We start from the raw sequence: 22,721 nt of genomic DNA on the forward strand, positions 1-22,721 counted from the left end.
GTCATAATAGTGGCAAGAAGTATTCACATCTATTGAGATTCTACCATTATAGATATGTTAAAAAGTTTTCTAGGAGGAAAAAATTGTGTTCAAGCTGGTGAGTGAATTTGAGCCAACAGGTGACCAGCCGCAGGCTATAGAGAAACTTGTGGAAGGTTTGAACAGAGGAATGAGATTTCAAACGCTCCTCGGTGTTACGGGGAGCGGAAAGACTTTCACCATGGCCAACGTGATAGCGCGCGTGAACAGACCCGCCCTTGTGATCTCACCGAACAAGACGCTCGCCGCCCAGCTTTATCAGGAGTTCAAAGCGTTCTTCCCGGAAAATCGAGTGGAGTTCTTCATAAGTTACTACGATTACTATCAACCGGAGGCCTACATTCCAACAAAAGATCTTTACATAGAGAAGAACGCTGACATCAACGATGTGATCGTGCGAATGAGAATGTCCACGTTGAAATCTGTGAGAACTCGTCGCGATGTGGTGGTAGTTGCGAGTGTTTCGTGTATTTACGCCACGGGAGACCCGAACGATTTCGATAGGATGAACATAAATCTCGCTGTTGGAGATAGAATAGACGTTCTGGAACTCGCGGAAAGACTGGCAAGGATAGGCTATCAGAGAACGGAGGATGTGTCTCTTTCTGGATGTTTCAGGCTGAAGGGAGACACGGTGGAGATCTACCCGACGTATCAGGATGAAGGGATCAGGATCGAATTCTTCGGAGACGAAGTGGACTCGATAACGTTGATAGACAGATTCAATCGCACCACACTGGAGCACCTTGACAAGATCATCATCTATCCCGCCGTTGAATTTATCACAACGGAGGAGAAACTCAAAAGAGCCGTCGAATCAATAAGGGAGGAGCTTAACGAAAGACTCTCAGAGCTCAAAAAACAGGGAAAGATCCTCGAGTACGAACGCTTGAAGCAGAGAACTCTGAACGACATAGAGCTGCTGGAGACCATGGGATACTGTCCTGGAATAGAGAACTACTCCAGGCACTTCGATGGAAGAAAGCCGGGAGAGCCTCCGTACACTCTTCTCGATTATTTCGATAAAGATTTCATCGTTTTCATAGACGAGTCACACATCACGGTTCCTCAACTCAGGGCCATGTACAACGGAGACAGATCCAGAAAGAAAAATCTGGTTGAATACGGTTTTCGTCTACCTTCCGCTTACGACAACAGACCGCTGACTTTCGAAGAATTTTTGAAAAAAACAGGCCAGATCATCTTTGTTTCCGCTACGCCGGGAGACTTCGAACTCTCGATCTCTGAACAGGTCGTCGAGCAGATCATTAGACCCACAGGACTCGTGGATCCAGAGGTGGAGGTACGTCCCACCGCGGGGCAAGTGGATGATCTTGTGAACGAGATCGTGAAAGTGAAAGAAAGAGGGGAAAGAGCCCTTGTTACGGTGCTCACCAAAAAAACGGCAGAGCTTTTGAGTGAACATCTGACGGAACTTGGAATAAGATCGCTCTATCTTCACTCCGAACTGGACGCCATAGAGAGGGTTGAGGTTTTGAAGAAACTGAGGCGGGGAGACGTGGACGTGGTCGTTGGTGTGAACCTTCTGAGGGAGGGTCTCGATCTTCCCGAGGTGTCACTGGTAGCGATCATGGACGCGGACGTGGAAGGCTTCCTTCGATCTGAAACAACGCTCATCCAGATCATAGGGAGAACCGCAAGGAACATCAACGGGAAGGTCATCATGTACGCCGACAGGATAACAAACGCGATGAAGAGAGCTATCGAAGAAACGAACAGAAGAAGGAGAATTCAGCTCGAGTACAATAAAAAACACGGGATCACTCCACGTTCTGTGATAAAGCCTCTGGAGATAGAAGTGTTCGAACAGTTCATGGTGAAAGAAGAGCCTGAGAGGTACGGAGACACTGTGAAAAACATCTTTGAGATGAAGAAAACGCTCTCTCCGGAGGAGTACATGGCCGTTCTCGAAGAGGAAATGTATCGGGCTGCGAGTGAGCTCAGATATGAAGACGCAGCGGCCTTGAGGGATGAGCTGTTCAGAATCAGGGAAGAGATAAAAAAGAAAAAGGGGCTTTGAGCCCCTTTTTTCTTTCTGGCGGGGACGACGGGATTTGAACCCGCGACCACCGGTGTGACAGACCGGCATGCTAACCAGGCTGCACCACGTCCCCTGAACCGAATACTATTTTCTCAGAAAAGTCACGGGTTGTCAAGAGGATTTGTGGTGCAAACTACCGATGAATTCCCTGCCCTTTTTTATAGCGATCAGATCGATTTTGAGAAGATCTTCCTTGGTTTTTGAAAGTTTCTCTCTGAGTACTTCTTCTACAGCTTCAAAGCTCACTGTTCTTGTTAGTTCCAGAAAGGCTCCGAGCATCACCATGTTTGCGGCTTTCACGCTTCCTGCTTCTTCCGCTATTTCGTTCGCTGGTATTTCAATCGTTTCTATATCGTTCCTTTCTATGATCTGTTCAACAACAGAAGAATTGACCAAGAGCAAACCACCAGATCTGAGTTTTGCTCCGAATTTCATCATGGAGGGAAAGTTCATCGCTATTACTTCCGTGGGATGATCGACAACGGGGGAAGTGATTGGTTTTTCATCCACGATCACAGTGCAGTTGGCGGTGCCTCCTCTCATTTCGGGACCGTACGAAGGAAGCCAGGTGGAGTTTTTCCCTTCTATAACGGCAGCTGCGGCAATTATTTGGCCTGTGAGCATGATTCCCTGACCGCCAAAACCGGCTATTATTATCGCGTGATACGCCATATCAATCGCCCACCTTGTCAACAAAAACTTTCGGTGGAAATTCCTTTACCATGTTCTCCAGAAGCCAGTTCTGAGCTTCAACTGGACTCATCCCCCAGTTTGTGGGACAGGTGCTGAGCACTTCCACCATTCCGAATCCCAGTCCCTTTATCTGTGCGAGAAAAGCTTTCTTTATGGCTTTTTTTGTGTTCAGAATATCCTTTGTGGTACTCACCGTTGTACGTTCAAGGTAAGCAACTCCATCGATAGTACTCAAAGCTTCGGAAACGTGAAGAGGATATCCGTCATTTGCTGCGGTTCTGCCATATGGGGTCGTGGTGGTTTTCTGCCCCAAAAGGGTGGTGGGTGCCATCTGTCCACCCGTCATACCGTACACCGCGTTGTTGACAAATATCGTTGTCAACTTTTCTCCACGGTTCGCCGCGTGGATTGTCTCTGCAATTCCAATGGCCGCGAGATCTCCATCCCCCTGATAGGTGAAGACTATCCTGTCCGGGAGTGCTCTTTTTATACCGGTTGCTACTGCGAGTGCTCTACCGTGCGGAGCCACTGTCCCATCCACATCGAAAAATTCGTAAGCGAAAACAGAGCATCCAACGGGGGCAACCATTATGGTTTTTTCCTGAATGCCCAGCTCATCTATCACTTCTGCTATCAGCCTGTGTATTATTCCATGGTGGCATCCTGGACAGTAAGTGAATTCTCTATCACTCAAGGCTTTCGGTCTTTTGAATATCACTTCCATTTCCTCACCTCCTTGAAAGCAAACAGTATTTCTTCGGGTGTTGGAACAACTCCTCCCATGCGTCCGTAGAAGTGTACCGGCACTTTCCCTTCTACCGAAATCTGAACGTCTTCGACCATCTGTCCGGAACTCATTTCCACAACGAAGATGAGTTGCACTTTTTTGGCCAGTTCTTTGAGCCTTCTTTTCGGGAAAGGCCAGAGTGTCACAGGTCTGAACAGGCCAGCCGGTATTCCTTCTTCTCTCAGAGAGTCCACAACGCTCTTGAGGATTCTTCCTATCGTACCGTAGCCAACCATCAGATACTCTGCACCGTCCACCCTGTACTCTTCCCATCGCTGCTCTGACGCTTCTATCAGCCTGTACTTTTCCTGTAAGCGCTTGTTCATTTTCTCAAGACCGACAGGATCTATGTTGAAAGCGGCTATTCTGTGTGGCTCTCTGTTTCTGGCACCTCGAAGCGCCCAATCCGAATGATCCGGAAGGGTGGACAAATCTCTCATCTCCGGTAGCTCAACGGGTTCCATCATCTGGCCGATCATTCCATCCGCCAGTATGAGAACGGGATTTCTGTATCTGTCAGCGAGATCAAAAGCCAGCTGGGTCAGATCTACAGCTTCCTGAAGTGTTGATGGTGCAAGAACGATCAGTCTGTAATCCCCGTGGCCTCCTCCTTTCACCGCTTGAAAATAATCACCCTGAGAAGGCTGGATGTTTCCAAGTCCAGGACCTCCACGTACCACGTTGACAAAAACGCAGGGAAGCTCTGCGCCTGCAATGTATGAGATCCCCTCCTGCATCAGGCTGAAACCAGGAGAAGATGTAGATGTCATAACACGTTTTCCGGTGCAAGCTGCTCCATAAACCATGTTGACCGTTGCTATTTCACTTTCGGTCTGAAGGAAAACCCCTCCTACTTCAGGAAGTCTTCTCGCCATGTATTCCGCTATTTCGCTCTGGGGAGTGATTGGATAGGCAAAGTACAATCTGCAACCCGCTCTTATCGCAGATTCTGCTATCGCTTCGTTTCCTTTCATCATGAGTTTTTTCATAAACATCACTCCTCAAACCTTCACGTTGACTTTCTTCTGAACCTCTCTGAACACGGTTATACAAACATCCGGGCACGTGAGATAGCAGAACCCGCAGGCTATGCAACCATCTCCCTTGTACACAGCGGGGTGATAACCTTTCGAGTTGTATCTGTGGGAGAACTCGATCACCTTTGCAGGACACACGGAGATGCACAGACCGCAACCCTTGCACCTTTCTGAATCTATCGTTATGTAGCCTCTCATGTTCTCATCCCCCCGATTCCCAGTTTTCTTTTCATGAATCTTCTGATGATGAAAAGAGGATATTCAGTCTCAGGAAGATCGATCAGCTCTTCTGGGACCACGGTGAAAAGAACCTTTATCCCTGTTTTCCTGGAAACTTCTGAAACTATTCGCTCCCCTTCGAGAACAGCTTCTGATGTGGTCATGTCTCCAAGATTGGAATTGTTTATCAGGAAATCGATCTTCATCCTGGAAAGAGTGGATATCTTCTCCAAGTTTTCGATGATATCTTCCGGACGTTCACAGAACGGTCTGAAGACATTTACGATAAAATACGTGTGAGTGTCTTTTCCATTCATGAGGTGTCTTAGGGCTCCTACCGCTTTTGCCCCACTTTCTCCTCCTGTGTCGATGACGGCTTCTTCACTGGACAGCCAGTCTGTGTTCTTTGGTATGATCGGCAAGTCGCTGTATCTGAGGTTGTCCTCCACTGTCACAACGTGGATTCCGATTTCTTCTAACTCTTTCTTCAGGTCTCTCAATCTGAAATAAGGTGTTACCACATCCAGATCGACCAGTGATACGTCCTTCCCCGAACTCTTCAGTTTTAAGGCCAGATTGATCGATATTTCCGTTTTCCCGCTACCGTAAGATCCCATCAAGATACGAATCATACCTTTCTCTCCACCTTCGAGATTCTTCAGAATAATTTTTTGGCTTTTCTTCACCTCTCAGCACCCGCAGTGCCGAAAGAGCAAGTGCTTTCTCCTCGTTGCTTCCTGGAAAGACAAGCACCGGTGCTATGAAACTCACCCTTTCGGTGATCCATGGGACCAGAAACTCTTTTTCATGAGCCAGACCACCTGTGAGAACTATGAAATCAACCTCACCTTTCAAAACGGCTGCCATCTTACCGATCCACTTGGCTATCTGATAGGCCATCGCTCTGTAAACCCTCTTCGCCCACTCATCACCCTGTTTGATTCTTCTGACCACCTCTCTGGCATCGCTGGTTCCAAGATACGCCACGAGTCCACCGTTTCCCACGATACGCTTCTTCATCTCTTCGTAAGTGAATTTCCCGCTGAAACAAAGGTCAACAAGCTGTGTCAGAGGCAGCGTTCCGCTTCTCTCAGGTGTGAACGGTCCGTCCCCGTCCAGAGCGTTGTTCACGTCGATCACCCTTCCCTTTCTGTGTGCGGCGATTGAGATGCCTCCACCCATGTGAGCCACAACGAGGTTCATCTCTTCGTATCTTTTATTCACCATCCTGGCAACTTCTTTTGCGACGGCCTTCTGGTTCAAAGCGTGAAATATGGATTTTCTCTGATAGTTTGGATGTCCGCTGACACGTGCAACATCTTCCATTTCATCGACAACGACGGGATCCACCACGTAAGCAGGCACACCCGTTTCAGCCGAGAATCTGTGGGCTATGATCACTCCCAGATTTGAAGCGTGCTCTCCGTTTTTTGCTGATTTCAGGGTTTCTATCATCAGGTCGTCCACCAGGTACACTCCTCCGGGTATGGGATCGAGGAGCCCTCCCCGGCTGACAAAAGCGGAAAAAGAACTCAGACTGTATCCAGTTTCTTCGACGAACTGTCTCACTATCTTTTCTCTGAATTCGAGCTGATCCAGGATTCTCTGGAATCTGCCGAGTTCATCCGGTGAATGACTGAAATTTTGCATCTTCACCATTCTTTCGTCTTCGAATATGGACAGCTTTGTGGATGTAGAACCGGGATTTATGGTGAGGATTCTGAACACACGATCACCCCTTTTTCTGTGCGACCAGCACGCTCAAAGCGATGGAAAGAAATCTCGTTTCCTCGTCGTCTGCTCTGGAAGTGAGGACAACAGGTACTCTACCACCGACAACAACAATCGCTGCTTTTCCACGAGCCATGTATATGAGCGATTTGCTGAGGATGTTTCCTGCTTCTATGCTGGGGACTATCAGTACATCGGCGTCTCCCGCTATTGGACTGTTCCCTGCTTTCGAAGCCAACTCTTCACTGATGGCCATCTCAAGTGTTAAGGGCCCGTCGACGATGCAGTCGTTCCTTTGCTGGAGGATCTTCGATAGTGCAGCGATCTCGAGGGTTAAAGGATTTCTCAAATCGCCCGTTCCTAAGAGTGCGATCTTTGGTTTCTCTATGCCGAGGGATCGGGCGACCAGGATCGAATTTTCCACGATGTCCATTCTTTGCTGAAGATCCGGTGAGATGACGAGACCACCATCCGAGATGATCAGAATTTTGTGGTATCCAGGGACTTCATGGACGCTGACAGCGGAAAGAGTTCTACCGGTTCTGAGACCGTACTCTTTCTTGAGAAACACGGAGAACAGATCACCCGTTTTGATTTTTCCTTTCATCAGTATCTGCGTTTCATTCCTTGATGCGCTTTCGACAGCTTTCCTGACTGCTTCAAAGTGATCTTCAGCATGAACGATTTCTGCTTCCAGTTCGAGGTTCATTCGTTCCACGAGTGTCTCTATTTCTTTTCTCTTTCCAAAGAGCACCGGATCTACGATTTCTTCCTTCTTAGCTCTTACAACGGCTTTCAAAACCTCTTCATCCTCTGCGGCTACAACAGCGATCTTCATTCTTTTTCCCCGAACCAGTTCAACCATCTCCAGGAGATTTTTCATTCGATCACACTCCGATAATCCTTCGCTTTTTCCTCTCCTCTGAGAACCCTCAAAACACCGAGTGCGAGGGCTTCCATTTCCAGCTCTCCTGGAATTACCTCTACTTTTCCGAACTTTTCGATGTAATCTGTGATCATCCGGACGAATCTGTTTTCGTGGGCCATGCCACCTGTTATCACTATGGCGTCGGGTTTGTCTCCAAGGACAGCGCACATTCCACCGATTTCTTTAGCGATCTGATAGGCCATGGCTTCAACGACCAGTTTCGCTTTCCTCGAGGTTTCCATACTATCGAGAGCTTTCCTGAGGTCCTTTGTTCCAAGGTACGCTAAAAGTCCTCCTTTTTTGGTGAATTCTTCTTTCAGTTTGGCGGCTGAGTGTTTACTCGAGTAGGCCGTCTTCACAACGTCTCCAACGGGAAGCTCTCCCGTTCGCTCTATACTGAAGGGTCCTTCGTCGTTGGCGTTGTTCACGTCTATTATCTTTCCGTTTTTACAGGCACAAACAGAGATTCCGCTTCCAAGATGTGCCACTACGATCTTCACCTCTTCTGGTGTTCTGCCCATCTCTCTGGAAACTTTTCTCAATACCGCTTTAATGTTTAGAGCGTGAGAATAGCTTTTTCTCTCGATTTCAGGGATTCCAGAGAAACGCGCTTCATCACACATTTCGTCCACTGAAACCGGATCTACCACAAAACAGGGTATTCCGTAGGGTTTTCCCAGTTTGTAGCTGATCACAGCTGCCAGATTGGACACATGGTCAACAGGAGAACGATTGATGAGGTAATCCACCATGTATTCATCTACAACATAAGTTCCCCCCGGAACCGGCTCGAGTACACCACCTCTAGCAGCGATCGCGCTGAAATCTTCTATCCTGTAGCCGACCTCGTCTATGAAGTCTTCCACCGCTTTTCTTCTCAAAGGTTCCTGATCCGTAGACCTTTTGAATTTCTTCAGCTCTTCAACGCTGTGGAAGATATTCTTTTCAGCGATCTTTTTTTCATCTTCAAACACAGCTACCTTCGTGGAGGATGAACCTGGATTTATCACGAGAATTCTGTACATCCGATCACCTCTTATGTTGACAAAAGATTACATAAATTTTTATGTAGTGTTCTATAAGAATATTACCATACAGAAACATCAAGATCAAAATTTGTCAACATTTTGAGAGAGGAAGAAAGACGGGCCCATTGCGGGCCCGCCGGGGTGTGGGGAAAGAGAGTTACTCCTGAACCATTTCTTCCAGCACTTCAAAGCCTTCGTCGCTGAGGAGAACGAGGAACATTCTTTCGCTGCCTCTGAATTTTCTGTACTGATCCACGGTGATGATGTCGTCCACTTTGTCAGCGAAATCTTTGTAGATATCCTGCACTTCATCTCTGAGGTCGTCTATCTGGTCTTTCAGGTCTTCTGCTGTCTTTGTGTCTCTTTTTACGAGAGCGTTGTAGTACTCCTCATGGAGCTGAACGAACTTTTCTTTCAGGGAATCGAGCTGTTCTTTTGTTTCTTTCGCGACATTGTAGAGCTCTTTCAACTGATCGTCGTTTAGATCCAAGTTGTTCAGTGCTTCTGCGATCCTTGTCTTGAGAGCGAGTTTCAGCTGTTCTTCGTCTCTGATCTGGAGTTTGAGACCGTAGCCGAAACCTCTTTCGGCTCTCATCTGAGGCCTTTCATACATGGGAGCGTTGGGACCGTATCCGGGACCTCCTCCGCAACCCGGGAACTGCTGAGCGTAGCCCATGGGCTGTCTTTCAAAAGCTGGTCTTTCCGAGAAACCTTTGTAGCCCGCCGCGAACACACCCAGTGCCACTGTCAGTACGAGCATCACCACAAAAAACCTTTTCATACTTCCACCTCCTCTTCAGAGTCTCCAGCTTCATCTTAATGCTCCGACCGTGAAAAAAACGTGAAATTTTTTCCTGTTTCAGGAGAATGTTCTGAAGAGTTTTTCGAAGATGTTCAAAGCCTCTTCTATGTCGTTTCCCGAAACGTCTTTGTGGGTTACCAGTCTGATCTCCGTGTTGGATACGGCGTTCGCGAGTACCCCGCTGTTTCTGAGCTCTTCTATGAACTCGTGCGCGTTCACCTTCAGATTGTCGGTCCTCAGAATCACCATGTTGGTTTCCACATCTTCGGGATTCACGGAGTACCCTATTTCTTTCAGCTTCAGGGCGAGAAATCTGGCGTTTTCATGATCTTCTTTCAATCGATCTACCATCTTTGTCAAGGCGATTATCCCAGCGGCAGCGAGAACACCTGCCTGTCTCATCCCTCCACCGAGCATCTTTCTTGCCTTTCTCGCTCTTTCTATGAAGTCTCTGTCTCCTACAACTATCGAACCGACGGGTGCGCAGAGACCTTTTGAAAGACAGAACATCACGGAATCGGCGTATTTGGCGTACTCCTTCACGGGAACACCTGAAGCGATTGAGGCGTTGAAGATCCTCGCACCATCTATGTGAACGTTTATGCCGTGTTCTTTGGCTATCGTGTAGATCTCTTTTATGTTTTCAAGCGGGACCACTCTTCCACCAGAACGGTTGTGTGTGTTTTCGATGGCGATGAGCGAAGTTCTGGGGAAGTGTATGTTTCTGGGTCTTATGGCTTTTTTCACATCATCGGGATCCATGGCTCCATTTTTTCCAGGTACAGGATGGGGCATGACTCCGGAGAGAACCGCCATGGCTCCGACTTCGTACCAAAAGATGTGGCTGTCTGCCTCCAGTATCACTTCATCGCCCCTCTGGGTGTGAGCCATTATGCTCACTTGATTTCCCATGGTGCCGGAGGGTACAAAGAGAGCCGCTTCCTTTCCAAAGGTCTCTGCGGCGAGCCTTTCGAGTTCGTTGATGGTTGGATCTTCTCCGTACACATCGTCTCCCACCTCAGCCTGTGCCATGGCTTTTCTCATCTCTTCTGTTGGTTTTGTAACGGTGTCGGACCTGAGATCGATCATCCTGTCACCTCCCACACGATTTGATTGAATTTTAACACCTCAGGTTATAACAATAATAATACTAGACTAATTCAGGAGGTGGTTGGAATGTTATACAAAGAACTTGGAAGAACAGCAGAAGAGATTCCGGCTCTGGGTCTGGGCACCTGGGGTATCGGCGGTTTTGAAACACCCGATTACTCCAGAGACGAAGAGATGGTTGAGCTTTTGAAGACGGCGATCAAAATGGGATACACACACATAGACACGGCAGAGTACTACGGTGGAGGGCACACAGAGGAACTCATCGGCAAGGCGATAAAGGATTTCAGGCGTGAGGATCTTTTCATAGTGTCCAAGGTGTGGCCGACGCATCTGAGAAGGGACGATCTTTTGCGCTCCCTCGAGAACACCCTCAAACGACTCGACACGGACTACGTGGATCTTTACCTGATTCACTGGCCGAATCCAGAGATTCCCCTCGAAGAGACCCTTTCCGCAATGGCAGAGGGCGTCAGGCAGGGGCTCATCAGGTACATAGGAGTTTCGAATTTCGACAGAAGACTCCTCGAGGAGGCCATCAGCAAGTCTCAAGAACCCATAGTCTGCGATCAGGTCAAGTACAACATAGAAGACAGAGATCCAGAAAGAGATGGACTTCTCGAGTTCTGCCAAAAGAACGGAGTGACCCTGGTGGCCTACTCTCCACTGAGAAGAACTCTTCTTTCAGAAAAAACGAAGAGAACACTCGAAGAAATAGCGAAGAATCATGGAGCAACCATCTATCAGATTATGCTCGCGTGGCTTCTCGCAAAACCAAATGTTGTTGCCATTCCAAAGGCCGGCAGTGTAGAACATCTCAGGGAGAATCTAAAAGCAGCGGAGATCAAACTTTCCGAAGAGGAAATGAAGCTACTGGACAGCCTTGGCTAATTCTCCAAGGTTTTTGAAGACGAAATCCGGTTTTGTTTCAGCCCTTTCAAGGTCTTCCGGGGTAGTCTCACCGGTGAGAACGAGAATGGAGACTATCCCGGCGTTCTTTCCCAGTTTCACATCCGTGTACAGCCTGTCTCCTACCATTGCCATTCTTTCTTTTGGAACACCGAACTTCTCGGATATCACATCCACAACCAGTGGATTGGGTTTCCCAGCGATCAAGTCTGGCTTTCTTCCCGTCGAGGCTTCTATCGCTGCCATGATGCTTCCAGCGTCTGGAACGGGTCCTTCTTTCGAGGGACAGTTGATGTCCGGATGGGTGGCTATGTAGAATTTTCCCTTTCTGAGTAAAATGCAGGCTTTTTTCAGCCTTTCATACGTCAGTGTTTTGTCGAAACCCAGGACCACAAAATCCGGATTTTCCTCATCTATGACGTGTCCGTAAGCCTCGAAGACCTTCTTCAGCTGAGGGGTTCCCAGAAGAAAGATACGGCACTTTCCGAACCGTTTCAGCATGTACTCCACAGTGATTTCTCCAGAGGTTACAACGGCATCGTTCGGCACGTTCACTCCCATGTTTCTCAGCTTCCTCACGTAGTCCTGTGCGCCGAGCGAGGAGTTGTTGGTGAAAAAGACGAATCTTTTGTTTTTCTCTTTCAAAGTCTCCAGGAATTCCAAAGATCCGGGAAGAAGCGAATCGTCCAGATAGAAAGTCCCGTCCATATCTAAAATGAAGAGTTCTATTTTATCCAGCACCTTTCATCCTCCTCTGTCTCACAGCTTCGAAGAGAACCACTCCCACACTCACCGAAACGTTCAGAGAATCTATGTCGTTCTCCATCGGAATGGTGACCACTCTGTCGCACTTCTCTCTCACGAGTCTTCTGATGCCTTCTCCCTCGTTACCAAAGACGAAGGCGGTGGGGAAGGTGAAATCTTCCTCGTAGATGGGTGTACCGTCTATGTCTGAAGCGTAAGTCCAGACACCTTTTTCCTTCAACTCTTCTATCGTTCTTGCCAGATTGGTCACAACGGCGATTCTGGCTCTGAAAACCGTTCCAACCGAAACCTTCACGACGGTTTCTGTTACCTTCACTGACTTGTCCTTTGGGATGATAATTCCGTTCGCTCCTGCTCCCACGGATGTCCTCACGATTGCACCGAGGTTGTGTGGATCCTGAATCTGATCGAGAAGAACTATCAAGGGTGGAGTCTTTGCTTCAAGAATTTCCTCTACAGAACTGTACCGGTACTCTTCTATATCGAAAACAACCCCTTGATGCTTCTTTGTTCCTGAGAGGTTCTTCAACTTTTCTTCTGATTCAAAAGAGTACTTGATACCTCTCTTTTCGACTTCTTCCACGAGGGAGAGAAAGTAACTGCCTGGGTTCTGCATTTTTTGGAAGAATACTTTCTTTATCGGAACGTTATTCCTGAGCGCTTCCTCCAGGATTTTTCTTCCGTAGACTCTCAAGATCCATCACCACCCGGAGTAGTTCTTCAATTCTGTCGAATTCTCTTTTCAAGAATAGATACCCGATCAAAGCTTCGAAACCGGTGCTCTTTCTGTATGTAGGGTCGTTCCCGTGTCTTTTTGCTGCCTTCGAATTCATCGCTCTTTTAACTATTTCTCGCTCCTTTTCGCCGAGGAGATTCCATATATTCTCCAGCATCCATGCCTGACCGTGTTTCGAAGTGTGTTCCTTGACCCTCTCGTGTATGACGGACATTCTGTAATCTCCTGTGAATCTCGATCTGAAGATGAGCTCCAGAACGGCATCTCCCAGGTACGCGAGAACGGCCGGTGGCAGTTTCTCCGGTTCTGCTTCGAATCTGAAGAGTTTTTCCACTCTTTCATCTCCCGATGTAGGCGAACAGTCTCGTGTTCATGTAGTTCTTGTCGGTGAGATAGTACGATAGGTTCTCTTCCAGAAACTGTATCGGAAGAATATTTTCCGGAAGTCTTGGGATGGGAAGGTCTGCCGTGAGATGTGGTAACGTCTTTGCCAGATCGTCGAACACTTTTCTGACGTACGGGATCTGATCATCGTCCTTCACGTAGGTTTCTAACCTGACAAGACCCCTTATACCTTCTCCATCGATCAGTTTCACGTACGCTCCTACTTTTTTCAGAGGTGTTTCCCTCGATGAAACGAACATCTTGCTTCGCTCTCCCTTTTTGAGAAAGCGCAGTTTCTTGAAGTCCTCTTTGCTCAACTCGGTGACACCGATGTTCTTCACAAGACCGATGGGTCCCACGTTTTCCTCGAACGGAAGTTCCCGGGCAGCTGGTCCATCCTTCACGATGAGAGTGTTTTTGTCCATGTGCTTTCTCACTTCTTCTATCTCCAAGGACCTCATGTACAGATCTATCGATTGCATGGCGTCTTTGCCTTCTTTTACAACTTTGAAGAGAATACCTCCGACTTCCTCGTATCCTTCTTCTTGGAAGCTCTGGGAAAATCCAAGGACTCTCTCTTTGACTGGTGGTTTGTCTGGAGAGAAGAGCGTTTTTGTACCACCTTCTCTATCCCAGATGACCGCTCCAACACAGAGTTCCGCGAATATACCGGTGATCCCTTCGTCTGTTGTTATCCGCACAAAGCTTCTTCTTTTGCCATCGACGAAGATGATCTGATCGAGAATTTTCCCTTCTCCCTGTTCGTCTTCCTCCAAAAATCTTGATTCTTCCACAAAAGTCTGATCTCCCACGTGTTCTTCCAGTTCACTTTCAATTCTTTCCACTCTTTCGATACGCACCTGCATCACCCCAGTGCCACGTCGAGGGAAGCCATCACCAGGAATCCCACCATAATCCACCACGTGGAAAGCAGTTCGTTCCCCTTCGAATGGGTTTCCGGAATCACTTCGTCGCTGACAACGTATATCATTGCACCAGCAGCGAAGGCCATCATGTAAGGAAGAAGTCGTTGGGAGATCGACACGATTCCCGCGCCGAGGAGACCACCTATCGCTTCGACGAGTCCTGTGAGGAAAGTTATCAAAAAGGCTTTGCCTTTTTTGTACTTCATGGGTATCAGAGAGGCCATCACGGCGGCTCCTTCGGGAATGTTCTGAACCCCGATTGCGATGGCGATTGCGAGGGCCTGAGGTGTGAAGGCGGAAACCCCCACCGCCATTCCTTCGGGAAAATTGTGTATTGTGATGGCGATGATGAAGAGCCACACACCTTTCAGTCTTTTGGTGTCAGGCCCTTCGTGACCTTTGAGCAGATGTTCGTGGGGAATGAGTTTGTCTGCGAGGTTGACGAAAAGACCACCCAGGACGAAGCCTATCAGGAATCTGACGATTCCTCCCATTTCGAGGGAGGGAGCGACCAAGCTGAAGGCACTCGCAGCCAGCATGACACCGGCAGCGAACCCCAAGAAAGAGTCGATCACCTTATCACTTGTGTGGTGCGGTTTTAAAAAAAGGAACGGCAACGCACCGAGCGAGGTTGCCATTCCCGCGATCGTGCTGTAGAGGATCCCCTTGAGAACCATCTTTTCACCTCAGAGCTTTCTGACGACCTCGAAGATGATCTGAGCGATCTTTCTTCCCGTCTTCTCAGCGACTTCCAGGACTTCCTCTGCGGTGAGTGGCTTGAGATCTTCAGGGACGGCCCTGTCGGTGATGGCAGAAATTCCAAGGACCCTTATCTGACCGTGTCTTGCCACTATGACTTCCGGAACGGTTGACATTCCAACTGCATCGGCCCCGAATTTTCTGAGCATTCTGAGCTCAGCGGGCGTTTCGAAGCACGGACCTGTAACGGCCACATAGACACCCTGATAGACGGGAATTCCCAGTTCTCTTGCACTGTTGTAGGCGAGTTCTATGAGTTCCTTGTCGTAGGGTTCCGACATGTCCGGAAACCTGGGACCCCACTCATCCACGTTAGGACCTATGAGAGGATTGTCACCCATGAAGTTGATGTGATCGGTTATGATCATGGGTCTTCCCACTTCGAAATCCGGATTCAACCCACCAGCGGCGTTGGTAACAATCAGAATTTCAACACCGAGAAGCTGCATCACTCTGATGGGGAATGTGACTTCCTTCATTGAATATCCTTCATAGTAGTGAAACCTTCCGTTCATCAGCATGACGTTCTTTCCAAAGAGTTTTCCGAAGATCAGCTCACCCTTGTGACCCGGAGCTGTGGAAATGGGAAATCCTGGTATCTCGCTGTAGGGTATCTTCTTGGAGGTTCCCTCCTTTTCCACCTCATCCGCTATGACGGAAAGACCAGAACCCAGTATTATCGCTATTTCGGGTGTTTCATCGATCTGACCTTTCAGATATTCAACCGCTTTTTCCACTCTTTCTTTGTAGGCCTTTATGTCCACGTCGAACACCTCCCTGGTCTTTTTCAAGAAAATTCTATCATGAATGCACCACATCGACTTCATGGAACGTAACCGTTCTGGGGTCGAAGATCAGAGTGATCGTTCCAACGGGACCGTTTCTCTGTTTACCTATTATGATTTCAGCTTCGTGAGGTTCGTGAAGCTTGCTTTCCTCTTTGGATTTTTTGCTCCTGTAATATTCCTCCCTGTAGATGAAGATGACTGTGTCTGCGTCCTGTTCTATCGCACCGGATTCCCTGAGGTCACTCAGCCTCGGTCTTTTGTCTTCTCTCTGTTCTACGGCCCTCGAAAGCTGTGAAAGCGCTATCACCACTATGTCGAGTTCCCTCGCAAGGAGCTTCAGAGATCTCGAGATCTCGGATATCTCCTGCTGTCTGCTTTCTTTTCTTCCTTTCAGGTGCATGAGCTGGAGATAGTCGACAAAAATGGCTTTTACATCGTATTCTTTTTTCATCCTTCTCGCTTTTGCCCTCAACGATCGCGGATCGAGGAGTGACTCATCGTCCACAACTATGGGTGCTTTGTAGAGTTTAGAAGCCGCTATTGTGAGTCTTTCCCACTTCTCCTGATCCAGGTATCCTGTTCTGATGCTGTAAAGATCCACACCGGACTCCATGCTGAGTAGTCTTTGAGCGAGCTGTTCCTTGGACATCTCGAGACTGAATATTCCGACGGGGATTTCGAAATTGACAGCCATGTTCCTCGCTATTGAGAGTGCGAAGGAGGTTTTTCCCATGGAGGGTCTCGCTGCTATTATCACCAGATCGGAGCTGTGGAACCCTGTGGTCTGTTTGTCCAGACTTTTGAATCCCGTTGGTAGTCCCGTTATGAGCACACCGGGTTCTATAAGGTTGGCTCTTTCCCTGAAGTTCTCCAGGTTTTCAAACACCCGGTGCATGATGCCTCTCAGATGATCGTAGGATTTTGTCGTTTTCATCTCTGAGATCTCGAAGATCATCTTTTCTGCGTTGTCGAGCAGGATCTCCACATCTTCTTCCATGTAGGCACTTTCTGAGATTTTTCTGGAGATCTCAATGAGTTTCCTCAGAATGGATTTTTCCTTGACGATCTCCGCGTAGTGAAGTGCGTGTGCAGAACTGGGCACAGCCTCAGCGAGCTGGGCCACTTCCAGATCTCCACCTACTTCCTCGAGTTTTCCCATGCTTTGAAGCTTGTCACAGACGGAAACCACGTCCACCGGTTTTCCTTCGTCGTAAAGCTCTTCCATCGCTCTGAAGATGTGTTGGTGTTTTTTCAGATAGAAATCTTCGTGGCTCAAAATTTCAAGAACGTCGTTTATTACCGACGGATCTATCAATATGCTTCCGAGCACAGCAACTTCGGCCTCTAAGTTGTGCGGGGGAACACGCATGTTCTCACCTCTCAAAAAACGTTGAGCCCTATCCCTTCTTCCGTGTCGAAACCGATACCGCTGTTCGGAAAATCTCTTATGAAGAAAAGAATGGAGAAACTCTCAAGAGTGAAATTCCTGCCGAATGAAGTTGAAATCTTCGTTCCAAGACAGTGCAAAGCCTTTTCAACAGACAGAGAAAACTTCTCCACGTTCCAGTCCTTTAATGAAAAAGATATTTCCAGCGCCGGATCACCGTTCTTTGTCTGATAAGAAAATTCCAGGTTGTCACTGGAATAACTCATTTTCAAAGAGTGGGTGGACTCTCCTTTTTTAAACGTCCCGCGTATCCAGAATTCATCCAGTTCAAAGGGATCAACGCTCAGCTTTGTGTACGTGGTTATTCGCGGGTTTTCCATGAAAAGGAAATTCTTTCCGTATATCCTCATCTGATCCTCGACGTACTTAACGTGTGGTTCTCTGTAGTAGTAGGTGAAGTAGAATCTGTTCAGGAAAGCTCCCATTCTCTGCTGGAAGTTCCAGGTGGTGTAACTTCTGCTGATCTCGTCCAGAACGAACCGGGTAGTGGAGTCCACAGTGTGAGTGATATCTCCTGTTTTGAACGAGTAAGAGGTTTTGAGATACGGATCCGAGAACTCCTTTTCGAGGAAATCGTAGGTTGTTTCTAAGGAAGATTTGAAATTTTCATAAGAGAACGATACTTTCAGATCCACCTCGTTTTTTGATTCATTCTGGGAAAACTTTCTGAGGTTTTCTCCGGAAACCGTGAAGAGTTTGTAGTAACTCTCGAAGGAAAAAGGCCCCAGAGGCACTCTGAGTGTGGTTGTGAACAGATTTCCAACACGGTAGCCGTCTTCGTTCGATCTGTACACGCCAGCGTATATTTTATCATCCAGTACGAGAAACTTCCCGAGGGAAAGGTTCTGAAAATCCCATATGGAATCTGTTTTGAGGTAGCTCGTTCGTTCGTCGAGGTTTTGGTTTTCAAACAAGTACTTTCCAGTGGTACTGACGCTCACGGACTGAAAAAGCAAGAAGGGAACAGAACGAAAAGAAAGGCTCACCGACCCGGAGTTCCTCTTTTCTTGATCTTCTATGCGGGTTTCGTGATTGAAACTGTCCACAGAAAAAGTTCCTACACCCGTCTTGACGCTCACTTTTTTCACAGTTACTTGTGGGAGTATGTAACTGTCTTCGCCGTCCGATTCTTTTTTGAGAACCACGTTCAGACTTCCGTTCAGGATCTTCTCCTTTCTTTCGAACTGATAGATTCTCTCTTCGTTTTTCTGTGAGAAAAGGAAGGTGTTTTTACTGTCGAAGATCTTCACCAAAACGCTGTGGGATGTCGATTCTTTGTAGTCTAAATTGATGGACCAGCTTCCCATCTTGTGGTTCCAGTTGAGTTCCTTAGACAGGTCTCCGCTCAATACACTTTTGGTTGAGAAATACAGTAGTCCAGAGGGGTAAGACACGTTGTAAGAGGTTTTCAGGTACGGGTTATCTCCCACACCCACTTCAACGGAGAACGGTTGCGGTTTGTCGGATAGTGAAGTGAAAAAGATGGGTTGATAAAACAGCGGTATTTCCAGAAGATAGAAAACCACATCCTTTGCCAGGAGGTAGTCGTTCTCTTTTATTTCTATGTACCTGGCCTTGAGCTTGTAATGGGGCGGAGTTTCCGAGCAGGTGGAGATGGAACCCATGTCCACGATCGTTCTCGAGCCTTCAGAGGTGAGATCTTCACCGGACAGGTAAATTTTTTTCTTTTCTTTTTCTATTTCGAGGACAGTGCTTCCCCGAATGTGAGTAAGAACGCTTTTTTCATTTTCCAGATAGAAGATCAAATGCTCACCAATCAAGATCGTGTCTGCCTTTCTGTATATCACTCCACCTGAAGCTTCGAGTTTTTTCGCTTTCCCTTCTTCGGTGAGCTGAACCGTGGCTTCGCTCGCCTGGACGGTCATATCTTTGTACGATATTTCAACGCTTCCATGAAAGACCATTTCCTCCGGAAACCTTTCCATTCGATCGGACACTATGACAACCTGTGATGAAAAAAGAGAAGAGACGGTGAAGATGAAGGCAACGAAAAACAGTCTCGAGAGAAATTCTGTGATTCTGTAGGCGAGAAAGGTGTCGAGAAGGATAAACAGGAGCGTTCCAACGATCGTGAACACGATGTTTGGAATCCACGGTGCGAGCACGGGATCGAGGAGATTTTCCTTTCCCATGGCGCTGAGCCACGCACCGCTTCCCTGATAAAGGACAACGAGTACGAAAGTGAAGATCACACCCCAGGATTTGCTTCTCAGCTGAAAGAGAAGAGAGAGAGGCACTCCAACGAGCACTATCACTATCGGCGTCAAAGAGTTCGCGTATCTGCTGTGAAGCTCTACGACCCAGGGAGAAGGTTTCACTCCCACTTTTTTGAAGAATTCTATCTTTTCCTTGAGTTCTCTTCCAGTCATCTCTCTCGGCGTCTTTCCCACACGAAGGAGTTTTTCTATGTCTTCTGTAATATCCAGTTTCATCTCAGAAAAGTGCACGTCGAGTTTTAAGAAGCCATCTTTATCGACGGTGTAGTAATTTCCATCGAAGAGGTACCAGTCGTTACCTTTTTTCTGCACCCTTTTTGCGGTGACTATCGTCTCTTCATGCCCGTATCTGAAAATAACCACGTTCCACATCGTGCTTGTTCTTTCGTCGTATTTTTCCACATAGAAATACTGGTCGTCTCCTATCTTTGAGATGACGTTTTCAACGACAAAAACCTCGGGTTTTTTCAGAACGTACTTCGACATTGCTTCTTCTGCTTTTGATTGGTACTCGGGAACGATTTGATCGCTGAGGAAGAAGACGGCTATGGAGAGAAGGGCTCCAAGAATCAGAAAGGGAACGATCAAATTTTTTTGGGAGATTCCGTGAACCTGTATGGCCATGAGCTCTCTTTCTTCGGAGAGTCGTGAGAACGTCCAGAAGATGGCGAGGAGTACTCCAACGGGAACACCCATTGCGACGAAGTAAGGAAGGTAGTAGTACAGCATGAGAAAGAGTTTTTCGATTCCCACCCTGTGCCTCACTATCAGATCGGAGAGCTGGTAGAGAATCTCAAGACTGACGAAAACGATGAAACCACCAAGACCGATCAAGAAAGGGACAACGGAGAGTTTCAGAAGATACTTAATCAGAACTTTCAAAGAGCACCCCTCCGGATTTTTTGAAGAGAAGGAGTTCATCGTGGTAGCACTTGTAGGCCTCTCCCTGAACCATGTAAACGGAGACTTCCACGATGTTGGTGGCGTAATCGGCTATGATCTCTATGTTGCCGGCTATTTCTAAGAGGAGAAGAGCCCTTTTCACATATTTGGGTGACTCCATCATGTAGAGCAAGAGTTCTTCACGCACCTTCTCGTACAGGTCATCAACCTTCGAATCCATCCTGCAAACTTCGAAAGACTTTTCTACGTTCACATCGGCGAACATCCTGAGAGCGAACTTCAACATTTCTGAAGTTTGATTCGCCATGGCTGGAATGTCTTCGAGAGGTTTCAAGGGAGGTTCTTCCATGAGTTCAAGGACGTTCTTTGCGATGTCATGGCATTTGTCGGCTATATTTTCAATGAGCTCTGCCACCCTTATACCCGCTGTTACTGTGAGAAGGGGCTTTCCTATGGGAGAAAAGAGGCCGAGCACCTCCATTGCTTTTTCCTGAATCTCCACTTCCATCTGATCGACAACCTCTTCATCTGCGATCACTTCCCTGGCGAGGGACTCGTTTCTTTCGACAAGTGAGGATATGGAGTTTCTGAACATCTTTTCTATGAACCATCCCGCTTTGAGAACGCCTTTCTTGAATTCTTCCACCTTTTCGTTTAAGAGTCTATTCACTCGATACGCCTCCCGTAACCGAGTTTGTCTCTTATCACCGTCACGTAATCGTACTCAGGAGGTCTCAGAATTCTAACGTACCTTCTGGATTTCTTTACTTCGATTCGTTTTGTTTTTCCCGTCAGGACTCCATCCACCAGCATGTTTATATCTCTCTGGGATTCAACCACCACTTTGAAATTCGAGGGTATCACAACGCTTCGGGTGAGAAAGAATTGTGGTGCAATGGGAGAGATCTCCAGCACCTCGCATTCCGGGAATATTATGGGACCTCCTATGGAAAGAGAATAAGCCGTGGAACCCGTTGGTGTGGAAATCACCACACCGTCTGCGAAGAACCACATGGAAGAGTGGTGCTCCACCTCGACCTCTATTTCGACCATCTTTCCACTCAGGTCACGTTCGAGGGTGACATCGTTCAGGGCGAGATGGTTTCCGAGTTCACTTTCGATCTGTATGAACCATCTTGTTTCTTCCCGGAAGTTCCAGTTTCTGAGATCCTCGAGAAATCGATCTATCTCATCGAGGGTGTAGGATGTGAGGAACCCCAGTCTGCCTGCCTTGAAGCCCACCATTGGTGTTCCATCGGCCGCTTTTTTCGCTGCCTTGAGCACGGTTCCGTCTCCTCCAACCACCACTATCAAATCTGCCGTAACCCTTCCTGGAGCGTTCGCTTTACCGAACTCGATTACTTCGTGTTCTTTTGAAATCTTTTCTTTCAGGAATTTTCCCTCTTTTTCTCGCTCTTCTCTGTAAAGAATGGCGATTTTCATGAAAGTCTCACCGCCAGATCGAAGAGGGTCTGTACGAGGAAACCGTCCAGGAACATGAGAATGAAGATGGCAATCATAGGAGATATGTCAACAGAACCTATTGGAGGCACAACGCGTCGAATAGGATTCAAAACGATCGAAGATAAAGCATCAAAGAACCTTCTTACAGGGTGATAATAGTAAGGTGTGGTCCAGCTGAAGATCGCAGAGACAACGATGGACACAATCTCCACGTATATGAACGTTCTCAGAACCACCGCGATCGATCTGAGCAGATTGGCTATCACGAACATTCACTTCCCTCCTTCGAATATGGCGCTTCCAATCCTCACCATGGTTGCTCCTTCTTCTATCGCTACTTCGAAATCGTTGCTCATGCCCATGGAAAGCTCCTTGAGTTTCACGTTCCCGTTGAACCTGCTGGCGAGCTCGTCCCTTAGCTCTCTGAGAGTTCTGAAACCCCACCGAACTTCTTCGGGGTTTTCAGCGTAGGGAGCCATGGTCATAAAGCCGAGAACTTCGACGTGTGGGAATTCCTGACAGAGTTTCAAGAACTCTTCCACTTCTTCGACCAGAAGCCCGGCCTTCGTTTCTTCTTTGAAGACGTTCACCTCAAGGAGAATCTTCTGGATTTTCCCAAGTTTTTCTGCCCTTTTTTCTATTTCTTTCAGCTCCTCTTCCCTCCAGACGGAGTGGATCAGTTCACATCTCGGTACGATGTATTTCACCTTGTTCGTCTGTATTCTTCCAATGAAGTGCCAGATGATGGGTTTGCCCTTGAAATATTCGCTCTTTTTGACGAGATCCTGCGCTCTGTTTTCTCCGAACTCTCTGATACCAAGGAACACGAGTTCTTCCATCTGCTGGACGCTGGCGTATTTTGAAGCGACTACGAGCCTCACTTCGAAGGGATCCCTGTTTGCTCGAAGAGCAGCGTTTTTCATTCTGTTGAGAACCCTTTCGAGGTTTTCTTTCAATCCCATGGGAG

Annotated in this window: 24 protein-coding genes and 1 tRNA gene; 2 read left to right on the plus strand and 23 right to left on the minus strand. The window is 47.6% G+C overall.

All coding sequences use genetic code 11. The features are described from left to right. The first annotated feature begins 85 nt into the window (after window positions 1-85). Window positions 86-2,080 carry an excinuclease ABC subunit UvrB gene (gene uvrB, locus CELL2_RS05315; protein ID WP_011943596.1) on the plus strand — a complete coding sequence of 665 codons (1,995 nt, stop codon included), beginning with the start codon at window positions 86-88 and terminating at the stop codon, window positions 2,078-2,080. Between the two features lie 16 nt (window positions 2,081-2,096). Here uvrB and CELL2_RS05320 read toward each other — a convergent pair. The 11 genes from CELL2_RS05320 to ltaE form a co-directional block, all read right to left on the minus strand. Beyond that, a tRNA-Asp gene (locus tag CELL2_RS05320) sits at window positions 2,097-2,174 on the minus strand. 38 nt (window positions 2,175-2,212) lie between these two features. After that, window positions 2,213-2,773, minus strand: a complete 561-nt coding sequence (locus CELL2_RS05325; protein WP_012310917.1) for a 2-oxoacid:acceptor oxidoreductase family protein — start codon at window positions 2,771-2,773, stop codon at window positions 2,213-2,215. A 1-nt stretch (window position 2,774) separates the two neighbouring features. Next, window positions 2,775-3,518, minus strand: a complete 744-nt coding sequence (locus CELL2_RS05330) for a thiamine pyrophosphate-dependent enzyme (RefSeq protein ID WP_011943594.1) — start codon at window positions 3,516-3,518, stop codon at window positions 2,775-2,777. Beyond that, on the minus strand, window positions 3,509-4,570 hold the full coding sequence (locus CELL2_RS05335) for a 3-methyl-2-oxobutanoate dehydrogenase subunit VorB (protein ID WP_012310918.1): 1,062 nt from the start codon (window positions 4,568-4,570) through the stop codon (window positions 3,509-3,511). The genes CELL2_RS05330 and CELL2_RS05335 overlap by 10 nt, the downstream gene beginning before the upstream one ends. A gap of 12 nt (window positions 4,571-4,582) precedes the next feature. Further along, window positions 4,583-4,816 (minus strand): ferredoxin family protein, encoded by a 234-nt coding sequence (locus CELL2_RS05340; RefSeq protein ID WP_012310919.1) that lies wholly within the window; start codon window positions 4,814-4,816, stop codon window positions 4,583-4,585. Further along, window positions 4,813-5,469, minus strand: a complete 657-nt coding sequence (locus tag CELL2_RS05345) for a hypothetical protein (RefSeq protein WP_012310920.1) — start codon at window positions 5,467-5,469, stop codon at window positions 4,813-4,815. The genes CELL2_RS05340 and CELL2_RS05345 overlap by 4 nt, the downstream gene beginning before the upstream one ends. Continuing rightward, window positions 5,438-6,565 (minus strand): butyrate kinase, encoded by a 1,128-nt coding sequence (gene buk, locus CELL2_RS05350; RefSeq protein ID WP_012310921.1) that lies wholly within the window; start codon window positions 6,563-6,565, stop codon window positions 5,438-5,440. The genes CELL2_RS05345 and buk (CELL2_RS05350) overlap by 32 nt, the downstream gene beginning before the upstream one ends. 4 nt (window positions 6,566-6,569) lie before the next feature. After that, complete coding sequence (locus CELL2_RS05355; RefSeq protein WP_012310922.1) at window positions 6,570-7,451, minus strand: phosphate acyltransferase; 882 nt, start codon at window positions 7,449-7,451, stop codon at window positions 6,570-6,572. Continuing rightward, window positions 7,448-8,521, minus strand: coding sequence for a butyrate kinase (gene buk / locus CELL2_RS05360; protein WP_012310923.1), 1,074 nt, complete (start codon window positions 8,519-8,521; stop codon window positions 7,448-7,450). Before buk (CELL2_RS05360) ends, CELL2_RS05355 begins: the two co-directional genes overlap by 4 nt. Before the next feature lie 160 nt (window positions 8,522-8,681). Next, window positions 8,682-9,305: a hypothetical protein gene (locus CELL2_RS05365; RefSeq protein WP_011943588.1), complete on the minus strand. Its 624-nt coding sequence runs from the start codon at window positions 9,303-9,305 to the stop codon at window positions 8,682-8,684. A gap of 78 nt (window positions 9,306-9,383) precedes the next feature. Further along, entirely contained in the window at window positions 9,384-10,415 is a 1,032-nt protein-coding gene (gene ltaE / locus CELL2_RS05370; protein ID WP_038033095.1) for a low-specificity L-threonine aldolase, read from the minus strand. A gap of 87 nt (window positions 10,416-10,502) precedes the next feature. Between ltaE and CELL2_RS05375 the strand changes: the two genes are divergently transcribed. Then, window positions 10,503-11,327, plus strand: coding sequence for an aldo/keto reductase (locus CELL2_RS05375; RefSeq protein ID WP_038033093.1), 825 nt, complete (start codon window positions 10,503-10,505; stop codon window positions 11,325-11,327). On the opposite strand, the gene CELL2_RS05380 is transcribed toward CELL2_RS05375, so the two are convergent. From CELL2_RS05380 to CELL2_RS05435, 12 genes are read right to left on the minus strand one after another with little or no spacing between them, the layout of a single operon-like run. After that, complete coding sequence (locus CELL2_RS05380) at window positions 11,307-12,086, minus strand: HAD-IIA family hydrolase (protein ID WP_012310930.1); 780 nt, start codon at window positions 12,084-12,086, stop codon at window positions 11,307-11,309. The genes CELL2_RS05375 and CELL2_RS05380 overlap by 21 nt on opposite strands. Further along, on the minus strand, window positions 12,076-12,804 hold the full coding sequence (gene rlmB / locus CELL2_RS05385) for a 23S rRNA (guanosine(2251)-2'-O)-methyltransferase RlmB (protein WP_011943584.1): 729 nt from the start codon (window positions 12,802-12,804) through the stop codon (window positions 12,076-12,078). Before rlmB ends, CELL2_RS05380 begins: the two co-directional genes overlap by 11 nt. After that, the gene (locus CELL2_RS05390; protein WP_011943583.1) at window positions 12,758-13,180 is read right to left on the minus strand and encodes a Mini-ribonuclease 3; all 423 of its coding nucleotides are present in this window, start codon (window positions 13,178-13,180) and stop codon (window positions 12,758-12,760) included. Before CELL2_RS05390 ends, rlmB begins: the two co-directional genes overlap by 47 nt. A gap of 4 nt (window positions 13,181-13,184) precedes the next feature. After that, a complete protein-coding gene (locus tag CELL2_RS05395) occupies window positions 13,185-14,096 on the minus strand; it encodes a DNA double-strand break repair nuclease NurA (RefSeq protein WP_012896324.1) in 912 nt (303 codons plus the stop codon). Further along, entirely contained in the window at window positions 14,096-14,833 is a 738-nt protein-coding gene (locus CELL2_RS05400) for a ZIP family metal transporter (RefSeq protein ID WP_004082259.1), read from the minus strand. Before CELL2_RS05400 ends, CELL2_RS05395 begins: the two co-directional genes overlap by 1 nt. Window positions 14,834-14,842: 9 nt before the next feature. Further along, a complete protein-coding gene (locus tag CELL2_RS05405) occupies window positions 14,843-15,679 on the minus strand; it encodes a purine-nucleoside phosphorylase (protein ID WP_004082258.1) in 837 nt (278 codons plus the stop codon). Between the two features lie 37 nt (window positions 15,680-15,716). Then, on the minus strand, window positions 15,717-17,072 hold the full coding sequence (gene dnaB / locus CELL2_RS05410; RefSeq protein WP_004082256.1) for a replicative DNA helicase: 1,356 nt from the start codon (window positions 17,070-17,072) through the stop codon (window positions 15,717-15,719). An 11-nt stretch (window positions 17,073-17,083) separates the two neighbouring features. Further along, window positions 17,084-20,269, minus strand: a complete 3,186-nt coding sequence (locus CELL2_RS05415) for an LptF/LptG family permease (protein WP_038033092.1) — start codon at window positions 20,267-20,269, stop codon at window positions 17,084-17,086. Beyond that, window positions 20,253-20,960 (minus strand): phosphate signaling complex protein PhoU, encoded by a 708-nt coding sequence (gene phoU, locus CELL2_RS05420; protein ID WP_004082252.1) that lies wholly within the window; start codon window positions 20,958-20,960, stop codon window positions 20,253-20,255. The genes CELL2_RS05415 and phoU overlap by 17 nt, the downstream gene beginning before the upstream one ends. Continuing rightward, window positions 20,957-21,733: an NAD(+) kinase gene (locus tag CELL2_RS05425; protein ID WP_012310932.1), complete on the minus strand. Its 777-nt coding sequence runs from the start codon at window positions 21,731-21,733 to the stop codon at window positions 20,957-20,959. The genes phoU and CELL2_RS05425 overlap by 4 nt, the downstream gene beginning before the upstream one ends. Beyond that, entirely contained in the window at window positions 21,730-22,026 is a 297-nt protein-coding gene (locus tag CELL2_RS05430; RefSeq protein WP_004082248.1) for a YggT family protein, read from the minus strand. The genes CELL2_RS05425 and CELL2_RS05430 overlap by 4 nt, the downstream gene beginning before the upstream one ends. Continuing rightward, the gene (locus CELL2_RS05435; RefSeq protein WP_011943579.1) at window positions 22,027-22,716 is read right to left on the minus strand and encodes a YggS family pyridoxal phosphate-dependent enzyme; all 690 of its coding nucleotides are present in this window, start codon (window positions 22,714-22,716) and stop codon (window positions 22,027-22,029) included. It abuts the gene before it with no gap. Between the last annotated feature and the right edge of the window lie 5 nt (window positions 22,717-22,721).

The sequence above is a fragment of the Thermotoga sp. Cell2 genome (genome assembly GCF_000789375.1).
GTDB classification, from domain to species: domain Bacteria; phylum Thermotogota; class Thermotogae; order Thermotogales; family Thermotogaceae; genus Thermotoga; species Thermotoga petrophila.

What these genes read in the sequence shown, in the direction of transcription:
- CELL2_RS05375 (WP_038033093.1), top strand. Translation starts at nt 10,503, where the DNA reads ATGTTATACAAAGAACTTGGAAGAACAGCAGAAGAGATTCCGGCTCTG.
- CELL2_RS05330 (WP_011943594.1), bottom strand. Translation starts at nt 3,518, where the DNA reads ATGGAAGTGATATTCAAAAGACCGAAAGCCTTGAGTGATAGAGAATTC.
- CELL2_RS05395 (WP_012896324.1), bottom strand. Translation starts at nt 14,096, where the DNA reads ATGCAGGTGCGTATCGAAAGAGTGGAAAGAATTGAAAGTGAACTGGAA.
- CELL2_RS05430 (WP_004082248.1), bottom strand. Translation starts at nt 22,026, where the DNA reads ATGTTCGTGATAGCCAATCTGCTCAGATCGATCGCGGTGGTTCTGAGA.
- CELL2_RS05340 (WP_012310919.1), bottom strand. Translation starts at nt 4,816, where the DNA reads ATGAGAGGCTACATAACGATAGATTCAGAAAGGTGCAAGGGTTGCGGT.
- CELL2_RS05355 (WP_012310922.1), bottom strand. Translation starts at nt 7,451, where the DNA reads ATGAAAAATCTCCTGGAGATGGTTGAACTGGTTCGGGGAAAAAGAATG.
- CELL2_RS05365 (WP_011943588.1), bottom strand. Translation starts at nt 9,305, where the DNA reads ATGAAAAGGTTTTTTGTGGTGATGCTCGTACTGACAGTGGCACTGGGT.
- CELL2_RS05435 (WP_011943579.1), bottom strand. Translation starts at nt 22,716, where the DNA reads ATGGGATTGAAAGAAAACCTCGAAAGGGTTCTCAACAGAATGAAAAAC.
- CELL2_RS05345 (WP_012310920.1), bottom strand. Translation starts at nt 5,469, where the DNA reads ATGATTCGTATCTTGATGGGATCTTACGGTAGCGGGAAAACGGAAATA.
- CELL2_RS05425 (WP_012310932.1), bottom strand. Translation starts at nt 21,733, where the DNA reads ATGAAAATCGCCATTCTTTACAGAGAAGAGCGAGAAAAAGAGGGAAAA.
- CELL2_RS05400 (WP_004082259.1), bottom strand. Translation starts at nt 14,833, where the DNA reads ATGGTTCTCAAGGGGATCCTCTACAGCACGATCGCGGGAATGGCAACC.
- buk (WP_012310923.1), bottom strand. Translation starts at nt 8,521, where the DNA reads ATGTACAGAATTCTCGTGATAAATCCAGGTTCATCCTCCACGAAGGTA.
- CELL2_RS05325 (WP_012310917.1), bottom strand. Translation starts at nt 2,773, where the DNA reads ATGGCGTATCACGCGATAATAATAGCCGGTTTTGGCGGTCAGGGAATC.
- ltaE (WP_038033095.1), bottom strand. Translation starts at nt 10,415, where the DNA reads ATGATCGATCTCAGGTCCGACACCGTTACAAAACCAACAGAAGAGATG.
- dnaB (WP_004082256.1), bottom strand. Translation starts at nt 17,072, where the DNA reads ATGCGTGTTCCCCCGCACAACTTAGAGGCCGAAGTTGCTGTGCTCGGA.
- CELL2_RS05335 (WP_012310918.1), bottom strand. Translation starts at nt 4,570, where the DNA reads ATGAAAAAACTCATGATGAAAGGAAACGAAGCGATAGCAGAATCTGCG.